General features: G+C 61.8%; 11 protein-coding genes. 1 reads left to right on the plus strand and 10 read right to left on the minus strand.

Annotated features, from left to right (window positions below):
* Positions 1–3: 3 nt before the first annotated feature.
* The 6 genes from ACYQ0Z_RS02335 to citZ all read right to left on the minus strand — a co-directional run bounded on the left by ACYQ0Z_RS02335 (position 4) and on the right by citZ (position 7485).
* Entirely contained in the window at positions 4–945 is a 942-nt protein-coding gene (locus ACYQ0Z_RS02335; protein ID WP_459864056.1) for an ABC transporter permease, read from the minus strand.
* A gap of 3 nt (positions 946–948) precedes the next feature.
* Positions 949–1881, minus strand: a complete 933-nt coding sequence (locus ACYQ0Z_RS02340) for an ABC transporter permease (RefSeq protein ID WP_459864058.1) — start codon at positions 1879–1881, stop codon at positions 949–951.
* A 122-nt stretch (positions 1882–2003) separates the two neighbouring features.
* On the minus strand, positions 2004–3665 hold the full coding sequence (locus ACYQ0Z_RS02345) for a peptide ABC transporter substrate-binding protein (RefSeq protein ID WP_459864060.1): 1662 nt from the start codon (positions 3663–3665) through the stop codon (positions 2004–2006).
* 391 nt (positions 3666–4056) lie between these two features.
* The gene (gene mdh / locus ACYQ0Z_RS02350) at positions 4057–4998 is read right to left on the minus strand and encodes a malate dehydrogenase (protein WP_459864062.1); all 942 of its coding nucleotides are present in this window, start codon (positions 4996–4998) and stop codon (positions 4057–4059) included.
* 12 nt (positions 4999–5010) lie between these two features.
* Positions 5011–6303 carry an NADP-dependent isocitrate dehydrogenase gene (icd, locus tag ACYQ0Z_RS02355; RefSeq protein ID WP_459865074.1) on the minus strand — a complete coding sequence of 431 codons (1293 nt, stop codon included), beginning with the start codon at positions 6301–6303 and terminating at the stop codon, positions 5011–5013.
* 66 nt (positions 6304–6369) lie between these two features.
* Positions 6370–7485 (minus strand): citrate synthase, encoded by a 1116-nt coding sequence (gene citZ, locus ACYQ0Z_RS02360; protein ID WP_459864064.1) that lies wholly within the window; start codon positions 7483–7485, stop codon positions 6370–6372.
* Between the two features lie 257 nt (positions 7486–7742).
* Between citZ and ytvI the strand changes: the two genes are divergently transcribed.
* Positions 7743–8864, plus strand: a complete 1122-nt coding sequence (ytvI, locus tag ACYQ0Z_RS02365; RefSeq protein WP_459864066.1) for a sporulation integral membrane protein YtvI — start codon at positions 7743–7745, stop codon at positions 8862–8864.
* A gap of 113 nt (positions 8865–8977) precedes the next feature.
* Here ytvI and ACYQ0Z_RS02370 read toward each other — a convergent pair whose 3' ends face one another.
* From ACYQ0Z_RS02370 to pfkA, 4 genes are read right to left on the minus strand one after another with little or no spacing between them, the layout of a single operon-like run.
* Positions 8978–9391, minus strand: a complete 414-nt coding sequence (locus ACYQ0Z_RS02370; RefSeq protein WP_459864068.1) for an FxsA family protein — start codon at positions 9389–9391, stop codon at positions 8978–8980.
* Between the two features lie 54 nt (positions 9392–9445).
* On the minus strand, positions 9446–9901 hold the full coding sequence (locus ACYQ0Z_RS02375; protein WP_459864070.1) for an acyl-CoA thioesterase: 456 nt from the start codon (positions 9899–9901) through the stop codon (positions 9446–9448).
* A gap of 47 nt (positions 9902–9948) precedes the next feature.
* Positions 9949–11703 carry a pyruvate kinase gene (pyk, locus tag ACYQ0Z_RS02380; RefSeq protein ID WP_459864072.1) on the minus strand — a complete coding sequence of 585 codons (1755 nt, stop codon included), beginning with the start codon at positions 11701–11703 and terminating at the stop codon, positions 9949–9951.
* Between the two features lie 14 nt (positions 11704–11717).
* Positions 11718–12677 carry a 6-phosphofructokinase gene (gene pfkA, locus ACYQ0Z_RS02385; protein ID WP_459864074.1) on the minus strand — a complete coding sequence of 320 codons (960 nt, stop codon included), beginning with the start codon at positions 12675–12677 and terminating at the stop codon, positions 11718–11720.
* Positions 12678–12702 lie beyond the last annotated feature (25 nt).

A 12702-nucleotide genomic window follows, 5' to 3' on the forward strand; every position in this document is an offset into this window, starting at 1 on the left:
TCCTCACTTCCGCAGCCGCGGATCGAGCGCATCGCGCAACCCGTCGCCGAACACGTTGAAGGCGAACATGGTTAGTGAGATGAAGAAGGCCGGGAAAAACAGGCGCCACCACTGCCCACTGAAGACCACGCCCACCGCTTCGCTGGCCATCGTTCCCCAGCTGGCCATCGGGGCCTGCACGCCGAGGCCCAGAAAGCTCAAAAACGATTCAATAAAAATGGCGTTGGGGATGGTGAACGTCAGCTGCACAATGATCACGCCGATGACGTTGGGGATCAAATGCTTGCGCAACAGGCGCGGCACGTCGGCCCCCAACGTCTGCGCGGCAAGCACAAACTCCTGCTGCTTCACTTGCAAGATTTGCCCCCGCACGAGACGGGCCATGTTCACCCATCCGGTCACCACGAGGGCGATGATGATCGGCACCATCCCGGGCTCCATCACCACAAGCAGCAGGATGACGACAAGGAGATACGGGATGGCGTACAAGACGTCGGCGATGCGCATGAGCACGTTGTCGATCTGCTCGCCCCGCTTGCCTCGCCCTGCCATAAAGCCGGCAATACCGCCATAGATGACACCAATGATCAAGTCAAGCAGCGCGGCCACCACGCCGACGGTAAGGGAGATTCGTGCCCCGTACAACGTGCGCGTAAACACGTCACGGCCGAGGTCGTCCGTGCCAAACCAGTGCTCCGCCGAGGGAGCCTGATTTTTTTGCCGCAGGTCCTGATACTCGTAACTGTACGGCGTCAAGAGCGGACCGACAATCGCCAACACCGCCAACAGCACAATGATCGCCAGCCCGACCATGGCCAGCTTGTTCTGTTTCAAACGCCGCCACGCATCCTGCCAGTACGTCACCGTAGGGCGGGCGATGCGCTCGGCGTTAAGCTCTGTTCGGTCTAACGGGCGAAACAGCTCGTTGGGAATCGTCGCCGCCATGCCTCAATCCTCCTCGCTCGCCAGCTTGATGCGCGGGTCCACCAACATGTAGGCCAGGTCCACCAACAGCATCATCACCACCAAGACCGCGCCATAAAAAATGGTCGTGCCCATGATCATGGGGTAGTCACGGTTGGTTATGCTTTCCACAAAATATCTTCCAAGCCCAGGAATGGAAAATATTTTCTCCACCACGAACGTACCCGTCAAGATGGTGGCCAGCAACGGTCCCAGGTAGGTAATGACCGGCATCAGCGCGTTTCGCAGCGCATGACGAAAGATGATCGCGCTTTGGGATAGCCCTTTTGCCTTCGCCGTGCGAATGTAATCTTGGTTGAGGACCTCCAGCATGCTCGAACGGGTGAAGCGGGCAATGACGGCCAGCGGCAGGAAGGACAGCGCAACAGCCGGTAGGATCACGTGCTCAAAGGAGCCCCATTGTGCGATGGGAAGAAGTTTCCATTTCAACCCGAAATACTTTTGCAACAGCGGTGCCATGATGAAGTTCGGCACCGACACCCCAATGACGGCCAGTGCCGTCGCCGTGTTGTCAAGGACGGAATTGTGCTTGAGCGCGGCAATCATGCCCAGCGCAATCCCCACCACCAAGGCCAATGTGACTGCCGCCATCCCCAACTGAAACGATACCGGGAACCCGTCCGCGATTACATCGTTGACCGTGCGCGTTTCCGACTTGATCGAAGGGCCGAGGTCGAACATCAACAGGTTCTTCAGGTACAGGACGTATTGCACCGGAAGCGGCTCATCCAAGTGGTATTTCTCGCGGAGGTTTTTGAGGATCTGCTCCGGATACTTCTTCCCGTCTTGACTAAACGGATCCCCGGGAATGCTGTGCATGAGAATAAAGGTCAAGGTTACGATCAGCCACAACGTCAAGACCATCCATCCAAGGCGTTTCAGGAGATACCGCACCATGGTCGTCCCACTCCAATCGCACGGCAAATTCTTTCGATCGGAACAAGAGGTATACCCCGTCAACGGGGTATACCTCGTCCCAATTACCGGTATCGTGCCCTGCAGACCGAAAACCGAAGATTTTACTGCTGCTTGCCCTCAATCCACGCCCGCGTGTAATCGGGCTCACCCAACAGCACGCGGACCGCACCTTTGACATAGTCCTTCTCGAGGACTTGGCGCGTGTAGAAGTAGATCGGGGCGATCGGCATTTCGTCCATCAGGATCTTTTCGGCCTCGTGCATGTACTTGGCCCGTTCCGCCTGATCGTTCGAGGACTTCGCCTTGGCGATCAGCTCGTCATATTGCTTGTTGGACCATTTCGGATAGTTGTTCCCGCCCCCCGTGACGAAGAGGTCGAGGAACGTCATCGCATCAACATAGTCACCGATCCATCCCATGCGGCCCACTTGGAATCTGCCGTGGTCGATGGAATCGAGGTAGACCTTCCACTCCTGATTGGACAGCTTGACCTCGACACCAAGATTTTGCTTCCACATCTGCTGGATGGCCTCGGCAATCTTTTGGTGCCCTTCGTCGGTGTTGTACTTCAGCTCAACCGGCGGGAGCTTGCTCAGGCCAAGCTCCGTAAGCCCTTCTTGAAGCAGCTTTTTCGCCGTTTCAACATCGTTGTCCTTGAAGTAGGTTCCGCCTTCTTCGCGGAAGTCGCCGTTTGCACCCTGCGCACCCGGCGGCACGAAGGCAAGGGCCGGTTTCTGACCGCCTTGGGTAATCGTTTCGACAATGGCCTGACGGTCGATGGCCAGGGCGAAGGCCTTGCGGATCTTCGCGTTGCTGAAGATTTTGTCCTTCGTGTTGAACACGTAGTAGTACGTGCCAAAATACGGCATCACTTTGGCCTTGCCCTCGTCGATCAGCTGTTTCAGCAGGTCGTTCGGGATGGAGTTGTCCTCCAAGGCATCGAGTTGCCCGGTTTCGAACATCTGGTACGCCGTATTTCGATCGTTTATCATGAGGAAATTAATTTGTTCCAGCTTAATTTCGTCCTTCGCGTAGTAGTGCTCGTTCTTCTTCAGGACGACCTTCGAGTCATGGGCCCATTCAGCCAACACGAACGGCCCGTTGCTCACATAGGTAGACGCCTCGGCGTGCCAATTCGGGTTTTTCTCGTCCACATGCTTCGGGATCGGGAACAGCGACTTGTATGCACACAGGCTCAAGAAGTACGGCGTGGGCTTTTCCAGTTGCACCTGCAGCGTATAGTCGTCCAGCGCCTTGACGCCGACGTCCTCAGCCTTGACCTTGCCCTGGTTGTAGGCCTCGCCGTTCTTCAAGTAGAAGAGCTGGTACGCGTAGTCAGCCGCCGAGTTGGGGTCCAGCAACTTCAGCCATGCGTACACGAAGTCGTGGGCCGTGACCGGTTGGCCGTCGCTCCACTTCGCGTCTTTGCGCAGATGGAACGTGTAGGTCAGGCCGTCGTTCGAAACCTCCCACTTTTCGGCAATCCCCGGAATCGGCTCGCCCTTGTCGTTCAGGCGCGTGAGCCCTTCCATAAGGTGGTTAAGGATCTCACCGGAGACGCTATCCGTTGCTTTCGTCGGCGAAAGGGACGGCGGCTCCGAACGGATTTGAACCGTGAGGATTTGCGGCTCCGACGATTTCGCGTCGCCACCGCTGGACTGCCCGCCCTGCTGTGCGGTCTCCGTGGAACCGCACCCGGCAAGGGCCAAGCTGGTCACGAGGAAAAGAGACAGAAGCGATGCAAGCCATTTGCGCTTGCCCATGCGAAGCAAACCCCCTTTGTCCTTGGTGTTCTATGGTCAGGGCTGCACCGCGGGCAGCCGAAGACCCCTACCGGTTTTCTCAATTCCGAAAAACGAAGGATCCGAAAGAATCGATTCAAGTGTCTGAATCCCCCACGAGTTGAAAATGCACTACTTTCTACTCTACCGGTTTGGCCACCGTCATACAAGACCGATTTCTTACAAATTCGCGTCATTTTTCTCCCTCGTTTGGTGCAAGAGCGTTTCCCAAGCCCACAAACGGCTTCTTCCGTAAACGCTTACAACCAAGGCGAGGGACACACCAGCCTTCCGCATTCCTCCCCGGTCAAAAACGGCCCCAAAAAACCGGAAACGGGGCCGAATGCCCGGCCCCGTTTCCTCTTCGCTCCTTTCACACATCAAGCAGCGCCATCACGTTGCGCACCGACTGGGCGGACTTGTCGAGGGCCGCCTTCTCTTCCGGCGTCAGGTCGAGCTCGATCACCTTCTCCAGCCCGTTTCCGCCAAGAATTGTCGGCACGCCGAGGTACATGTCGCGGTAGCCGTATTCGCCCTCCAGGTAGGCGATGGCCGGCAGGATGCGCTTCTTGTCCTTGAGGATGGCCTCGGCCATCTCCACGAGGGCTGCCGCCGGCGCGTAGTAAGCACTGCCCGTGCCGAGGAGTTTCACGATCTCGCCGCCGCCGTAGCGGGTGCGCTCGACGATGGCGTCGATGGTCTCCTTGGGTAGGAGCTTCTCGATCGGGATACCCCCGGCGTAGGAATAGCGGACGAGCGGTACCATGTCGTCACCGTGGCCGCCGAGGACGAAGCCCGTCACGTCCTCCACAGAGACGCCCAGCGCTTCGGCCAGGAAGGCGCGGAAGCGGGCCGTGTCGAGCACGCCCGACTGCCCGATGACGCGGTTTTTCGGGAAACCGGTCGTTTTGTACACGACATAGGTCATCGCGTCGACCGGGTTGGTGAGCACGATCACCGTCGCATTCGGCGCGTGTTCCTTCACCTGCTCGGCCACCGCTTTCATGATCTTGGCGTTGGTGTGCACGAGGTCGTCGCGGCTCATGCCGGGTTTGCGGGCCACGCCGGCGGTGATGATGACGAGGTCGGACCCCTGGATGTCGGCATAGTCCGCCGTGCCCACAATGCGGCTGTCAACGCCCAGCACCGGTGTCGCCTCGTACATGTCGAGGGCCTTGCCCTTCGTCGGGTTCTCGAGCTGCGGAATGTCCACCAGCACGACATCGCCCAGCTCTTTCTGCGCCAGCATCAAGGCCGTCGTCGCGCCGGTGAAGCCGGCGCCGATCACCGCGATTTTGTGCCGTCGAAATGCCATGGTTGTTCCCCCTCATCCCATGTTCTCGATGAGCAGCGAGCCAAACTCGGAACACTTCACTTCTTTGGCCCCGTCCATCAGGCGGGCAAAATCGTAGGTGACCGTCTTGTTGGCAATGGTCCGTTCCATCGCCTTGATGATCAGGTCGGCCGCCTCGGTCCAGCCGAGGTACCGCAGCATCATTTCCCCGGAAAGGATGACCGATGACGGGTTGACCTTGTCCAATCCGGCATACTTCGGCGCCGTGCCGTGCGTGGCCTCGAACACGGCATGCCCGGTCACGTAGTTGATGTTCGCCCCCGGCGCAATGCCGATGCCGCCCACCTGCGCCGCCAGCGCGTCGGAGATGTAGTCGCCGTTCAGGTTGAGGGTGGCGATCACGTCGTACTCCGCCGGGCGTAGGAGAATCTGCTGCAGGAAGGCGTCGGCGATGACATCCTTGACGATGATCTTCCCGGCCGCTTCCGCCTCCTTCTGGGCCTTGTCGGCCGCCTCAACACCGTGTTCGGCCTTAATGCGGTCGTATTGCGCCCACGTGAAGACCTTGTCGCCAAACTCCTGTTCGGCCACCTCGTAGCCCCAGTTCTTGAAGGCCCCTTCGGTAAACTTCATGATGTTGCCCTTGTGGACGAGCGTCACACTCTTGCGGCCGTGCTGGAGGGCGTACTCGATGGCCGCGCGGACCAGGCGCTGCGTACCCTCCTTCGACACCGGTTTGATGCCGATGCCCGACGTCTCGGGGAAGCGAATCTTCTTGACGCCCATCTCGTTCTGCAGGAAGGCGATCACCTTCCGGACCTCTTCACTCCCCGCGGGCCATTCGATCCCGGCGTAGATGTCCTCGGAGTTCTCGCGGAAGATGACCATGTCGACCAGTTCAGGATGCTTCACCGGAGAGGGGACCCCAGGGAACCACCGCACCGGGCGCACGCAGGCGTACAGGTCGAGCTCCTGGCGCAGGGCGACGTTGAGGGAGCGAATCCCGCCGCCAACCGGCGTGGTGAGGGGCCCTTTGATCGCCACCAGGTATTCCCGAATCGCTGTCAGCGTGTCCTCGGGCAGCCACGTGCCAAAGGTCTTGTATGCCTTTTCGCCGGCATACACCTCAAACCACGCGATTTTGCGCTTCCCGCCGTAGGCTTTCTCCACGGCTGCATCGAGGACGCGCTTTGCCGCCGCCCAGATGTCCGGACCGGTGCCGTCCCCCTCGATGAAGGGGATGATGGGGTGATCCGGAACGCGAAGCTTTCCGCCTTCAATAGTGATCTTCTCCCCGGTTTTCGGCTCCTCGTATAACTGGAACAAGGCCAAGGCAATCCCTCCCACGTTTCTAACCTACCAAACCCGGCGGGAGAGGCGGTCGACCGCCCCTCACCGCTGGTCGATGGGCACGTAGCGGACGTTTTGCGGCCCGACGTATTCCGCCCGCGGACGGATCAGGCGGTTGTTGGCATACTGCTCGAGGATGTGCGCCGTCCACCCCGACGTGCGGCTGACGGCGAAGATGGGCGTAAACAGGTCGCGGGGAATGCCCAGGCAGTGGTAGACCGTGGCCGAGTAGAAGTCCACGTTGGGTTTCAGGCCCTTTTTCTCGAGCATCAAGCGTTCCAGCTTCACCGACATCTGATAGTAGCGCTCGTTTCCGGTAAGGGCAGAGAGCTTCTCGGCCATCTTCTGCAAATGCTTGGCCCGCGGGTCGCCGTTCTTGTACACGCGGTGGCCAAAGCCCATGATCTTTTCCTTCTTGGCCAGTTTGTCGTCCAAGTAGGACTCCACGCGGTCCACATCGCCGATTTCCTCGAGCATGGCCATGACGCGCTCGTTGGCCCCGCCGTGCAGCGGTCCCTTGAGGGTGGCGATGGCCGCCGTCACCCCGGCATATATGTCGGCGAGGGTGGCCACGGTGACCCGCGCGGCGAAGGTGGAGGCGTTCAGTTCGTGGTCGGCATGGAGGATGAGTGCCTTGTCAAAGGCCTCGGCCGCCACGGGTTCCGGCTTCTGGCCTTTCAGCATGTAGAGGAAGTTCTCGGCGAACGACAGTCCCGGCTGCGGCATGAGGGGCTCCTTACCCTCCCGCACGCGCGAGATGGCCGCCACAAGGGTGCCGACCTTGGCCAGGAGGCGCAGCGCTTTGCGACGGTTGGCCGCTTCGCTGTTGTCTTCGGCTTCCGGATCAAATGCCGCCAGCGCCGACACCGTCGTGCGCAGGGTGGCCATTGGATGGGTGGTGCGGATCGGAAGGGATTTGAGCAGCGTCACGATTTCGTCCGGAATGGAGCCGTTTTCTACGAGCTCCCGCTTGAGCGTCTCCAGCTCGTCCCGTTTCGGGAGCCGCCCGTTCCACAGCAGGAAGACCACTTCTTCAAAGGTGGCCCGCTCCGCCAGCTCGTCGATGTTGATGCCGCGGTACGTCAGCACACCGTCGATGATGGAGCTGATCGCCGAAGAACAGGCAACCACGCCTTCAAGCCCCGTGTTCGCCGTCATGCAGATCTCTCCTTCCGCGCGTATTTTCGAAAAACTGCGTCTCCTGACACGAAAAAGCTAAGCGGCAAGAGACGACACGCTTCCGTCGCTCCGCGCCAACCTCCGTGTTTCACCACGTTTTTCATTGTAGCACAAGGTGAAACCAGATTCCAAACGGCAAATCCGCAAGCCCGGCACATTGCGTACACGTCCGCAATACCCGTACAATGGCAATGAAAAGAGAATTTGGTCCAACGCGAGGGAAAGGAGCGAACGCGGTGTCTCCGGAATGGATCCGCGATGCGGTTCGTCTGTACCGACTGTTCAAGGTGGCGGTAATCGTCGGCCTCCTCGCGTGGGGCGTGTACACCGTTCTGCCCTTGATCTACCCGTTTCTCATCGCGTTCTTGCTGGCCATCGCCTTCAATCCGCTCGTCAACCGGTTGGAAAAACAGGCCCGGCTGCCGCGCTGGCTAGCCGTCATCCTGACCATGGCCCTGCTGCTTTCCCTGATGCTCTCGATCCTCGGCATCGTGATCTCGGAGATCATCGGCGAAATCGGCACGCTGGCCAACCAAATTCCGCGGTATATCACCGAATTCCGCTACCGGCTCACCCAGCTGCTCACGGTCGAGCTGACCCAGTCGCTGTACGAGCGGTTCAACCACTTCTACGAGGCCCTTGATCCAGAAAGCCAGGCGCGCATCCACCAGCATGTGCAGGATGTCGTGGAGCGCTTGGCCGATAGCGGGGGCAAACTGGCCGTTGGTTTCCTGCAAGCCTTGCAAAATCTGTTGTTGTCGCTCCCCAACGCGGCGACGGTCATGGTCATCGTGCTGCTGGCCACCTTTTTCATCAGCAAAGACTTCCGGCGCATCCGGCGCACCCTCGTGGAGTGGATCCCCGTTCCCTTGCACGACAGCACGCGGGCGGTGATGGTCGACCTGCGGCGGGCGCTTGTTGGCTTCGTGAAAGCCCAGCTTACGCTGACCTCGGTGACCGCCCTGCTCGTCCTGGTCGGGCTGCTTCTCCTCCGCGTGCCCTACGCGGTCACGATTGCCCTGCTCACCGGCCTGGTTGACCTGCTCCCCTATCTCGGCACCGGGGCGGTCTTCGTTCCGTGGATCGCCTACCTGTTCATTACCGGGCAGATTGCGCTGGCCATCGGCCTGTCGGCACTGTACGTGATCATCATTATTGTCCGCCAGATTCTCGAACCCAAGGTGCTGGCCACCAACGTCGGGCTGGATCCCCTGGTGACGCTCATCGCCCTGTTTGTGGGGCTGAAGCTATGGGGATTTGTCGGCCTCATCGCGGGACCTGCCTTCGTTGTCATCCTGGGTGCCCTCAAGCGGGCGGGCGTGTTCCGCGACCTGTGGACCTACATCACGCGGGTATGAGAAAAACGCGGGAGGACGATGCGCGTCCTCCCGCGTTTTTGCTTGGGTTCCACCCTGTCCTTCGGGCGCCGACCGTCGATGCGCATGTGCTGTCCGCTCCGTATCCCGCGCATCTACCACCATTGGCGCCTCCACCACACCACGTGCGTCCCGCGCGCCAGCTGGTGCCACAGCCGCCGCTTGACCCTGCGCTTGATGAGCGCCCGGCTCGGGGGCAGCAGGAAGACGAGCCCAAGCACATCGGTGAAAAATCCCGGCATCAAGAGCAGCACGCCGCCGACAAATACGGCCAAACCGTCGAGGAGCTCGTCCCCGGGAAGCTCGCCGTACGCGAGTTTCTCCTGCGCCCTTCGCCAAATGCGCCACCCCTGCGCACGGGCCAGGGAGACGCCAACCAGGCCGGTGGCCAGCACGAGAGCCACCGTCGGCCACGCACCGATCCACTGGCCCACGCGAATCAGGCCCCACAGCTCGAGGAGCGGAACAACCAGGAACACCAAGAACAGCAAGAGCCGAACCAGCACCATCGCCTCCCTTGCGCGCACTGCCTGCAGCCCTCGGAGCGGCTGCGCTCGTCCCGGTCATGCCGATTCCGGCCCGTCCGAAACCGCCGCCGACAGAAGCCGGTAGAGATCGGGGCTGTGCTTCTTGAGGTTGACGGGGCGAAACGCCCGATCTACCCACGCGTGCACCGTCTCCCCTTCGGCAATCGGTTGCGGGTGATCCGCGTGCCGAATCTCATAGACAAAGGTCAGGCGCACCGGGCCCCACCGGGTGAGAGCCGTGCGCACAATGAGCTCGTCATCGTAACGCGCCGGGGCGAGGTACCGGCACCGCGCTTCGAGCACGGGAAGCAGGAGACCCCGCGCTTCGATTTCGCGATACGGAACCACCGCGCGGATCCACTCGGTGCGCCCGATCTCAAACCACGTCAGATAGTTGGCATAATAGGCCACGCCCATCTGATCGGTTTCGGCATAGCGCACCCGCAGCGACGTTTCCGTCCACCGCACCCGGCTCTCCCCTGGCGTACGCATCAGTCCACCTCCCGTTGCCCGGATGGGCTTGGCGCCGCGGCAGCCGGTCACAGCACCTTGGCGTACCCGGCATAGATGTGCCCTCGCTCGGGATCAACCGTCACCACCATGCCGTCCTTCAACCGCTCGGTGGCGCCCTTTACGCCGACAACGACGGGAATGCCGAGGGAAAGCCCCACCACGGCCGCATGGGAGGTGAGCCCCCCTTCCTCGGTGATGACCGCCGTCGCCCGCTCGATGGCCGGCATCACGTCCCGATCGGTGGCCACCGTGACGAGGATGGCCCCGTCGGTCATCTTGGCCAGCACCTCCTCCGCCGTCCGCCCAACGACTACCTTGCCTGTTACCGCTGTGCGACCGATCCCCAGGCCCTTGGCCACGATGTCGCCGACGACGTGGATCTTCATCAGGTTGGTCGTCCCCGCCTCGCGCACCGGGACGCCGCCCGTGATGATGACGAGGTCGCCGTGGCGCACCGCGCCGGAGGCCACCGCACAAGCGACCGACTCCTCCAGCATCTCGTCGGTCGTCGTCGCCGTCTGGCCGACGAGGGGGATAACGCCCCACACCAAGGTGAGCTGCCGCTGCACCCGCTCGTGGGGGGTGACGGCGACAATGGGCGCCTTGGGACGATACTTGGCAATCACTCGGGCCGTGTATCCGCTTTCCGTCGGGGCGATAATCGCCGCCGCGTTAAGGGCCACCGAGGCACCCGCCACCGCCTGGCCAATCGTCTCGGTGATCGTCTGCCCCTGAGCCGCCTTCTGTTTGGCCAACCACTCAGCGTAGGGCAGGGCTTGCTCGGTGCGCAAGGCGATGCGGGCCATCGTTTCCACGGCCTCGACGGGGTACTTGCCCGCCGCCGTCTCGCCGGAGAGCATCACCGCGTCGGTGCCGTCCAAGATGGCGTTGGCAACGTCACTGGTCTCCGCCCGCGTCGGCCGCGGGTTGCGCTGCATCGAGTCCAGCATCTGCGTCGCGGTGATGACCACCTTGCCGGCACGGTTGCACTTGGCGATCAGTTCCTTCTGCACCAGCGGCACTTCCTCGACCGGAATCTCCACGCCCAGGTCGCCGCGGGCCACCATGAGACCGTCGGCCACCTCGAGGATCTCGTCGACGTTGGCCACGCCCTCGCGGTTTTCAATCTTGGCGATGATCTTGATGTCGGCACCGTGCCCTTCCAGAATCTCGCGAATCTCCAGCACGTCGGCCGCTTTACGGACGAAGGAGGCGGCGATGAAATCAACGCCCTGGGCGATGCCGAAACGGATGTCCGCGGCATCCTTCTCGGTGATGCCCGGCAGGCGCACCCGCACGCCGGGCACGTTGACCCCCTTGCGCGACTTGAGCTCCCCGCCGTTTTCCACCCGACAGCGGATCTCCGTTTCCGTCGTCTCCAGGACGGTAAGGGCGATCAGCCCGTCGTCGATGAGGATGGTGTTGCCGGGCTTCACGTCACGGGGCAGCCCATCGTAGGTGATCGACACCCGCGTGGCATCGCCGGGCACGTCCTCGGTGGTCAGGGTGAAGATGTCTCCCTCACGCAGCGTCACCGGCTCTTCCTTGAGCATGCCGGTACGGATTTCCGGCCCTTTCGTGTCGAGGAGGATGGCCACCGTCGCGCCCAGCTCGGCCGCTGCCCGGCGGATGTTCGCAATCCGCCGCGCATGCTCCTCGTGGGTGCCGTGGGAGAAGTTGAGCCGGGCCACGTTCATCCCCGCCTGGATGAGCCGTTTGAGCGTGGCCACGTCTTCGCTCGCCGGACCAATGGTGCAGACAATCTTCGTCTTGCGAATCACCGCGCTCCTCCCCCTCAAATCGACAGAATCCGCGCCAAATGGTACATCGAAAGGTCAACGGTATGCGTCTGCGCGAGGGCCTCGGCGATGTCCAGGTTGACGAGCCGGTTGTTCCGGATGGCCACCATGCGACCGGAACGGCCTTGAAGCAGCAGGTCGACGGCCATGGCCCCCATGCGGCTGGCCAGGACACGGTCAAAGGCCGTTGGCGAGCCGCCGCGCTGGATGTGGCCCAGCACGGTAACGCGCGTTTCGAAACCGGTGCGGGCGGCGATTTCACGGGCGATGTCCACTCCGCTGCCCACGCCCTCGGCGACGAGGATAATGCTGTGCTTCTTGCCGCGCCGGTGGCCGCGCTGGAGCCGTTCGACGATGTCGTCCAGGTTATAGGGTTCCTCCGGGATGAGGATCGATTCGGCGCCGTCGGCCAAGCCCGCCCACAGGGCGATGTCGCCGGCGTGGCGCCCCATCACCTCGACCACGTAGGTCCGTTCGTGGGATGTTGCCGTGTCGCGGATCTTGTCGATGGCCTGGATCACGGTGTTGACCGCGGTGTCGAAGCCGATGGTGAAATCGGTGCCGGGAATGTCGTTGTCGATGGTCCCGGGAACGCCGATGGTGCAGATGCCCCGCGCGTGCAGCCCCAAGGCGCCACGGAACGAGCCGTCCCCGCCGATCACAACCAGCCCTTCGATGCCGCGGGCGCGAAGCTGCGCGACGGCCTTCTCCTGCCCCTCCGGCGTCTTGAACTCCTCGCAGCGGGCGCTGTAGAGAATCGTTCCGCCGCGGTGGATGATGTCGCCCACGCTTCCGACATCCATCGGACGGATATCCCCTTCGATCAGCCCACGGTAGCCGTGGTAGACACCGAACACCTCCACCTTGTGGTACAGCGCCTTGCGCACGACGGCCCGGATCGCCGCGTTCATGCCCGGGGCGTCGCCGCCGCTCGTCAGGACGGCGATGCGCTTCACGCCGATCACCTCTCCTTATTTCTCT

This window comes from Calditerricola yamamurae (genome assembly GCF_054654135.1).

Bases quoted from the DNA above. Each gene is read 5' to 3' on its own strand.
- ACYQ0Z_RS02335 (WP_459864056.1), bottom strand. From the start codon at position 945: ATGGCGGCGACGATTCCCAACGAGCTGTTTCGCCCGTTAGACCGAACA.
- ACYQ0Z_RS02340 (WP_459864058.1), bottom strand. From the start codon at position 1,881: ATGGTGCGGTATCTCCTGAAACGCCTTGGATGGATGGTCTTGACGTTG.
- ACYQ0Z_RS02345 (WP_459864060.1), bottom strand. From the start codon at position 3,665: ATGGGCAAGCGCAAATGGCTTGCATCGCTTCTGTCTCTTTTCCTCGTG.
- mdh (WP_459864062.1), bottom strand. From the start codon at position 4,998: ATGGCATTTCGACGGCACAAAATCGCGGTGATCGGCGCCGGCTTCACC.
- citZ (WP_459864064.1), bottom strand. From the start codon at position 7,485: ATGACGGCGAACACGGGGCTTGAAGGCGTGGTTGCCTGTTCTTCGGCG.
- ACYQ0Z_RS02370 (WP_459864068.1), bottom strand. From the start codon at position 9,391: ATGGTGCTGGTTCGGCTCTTGCTGTTCTTGGTGTTCCTGGTTGTTCCG.
- ACYQ0Z_RS02375 (WP_459864070.1), bottom strand. From the start codon at position 9,901: ATGCGTACGCCAGGGGAGAGCCGGGTGCGGTGGACGGAAACGTCGCTG.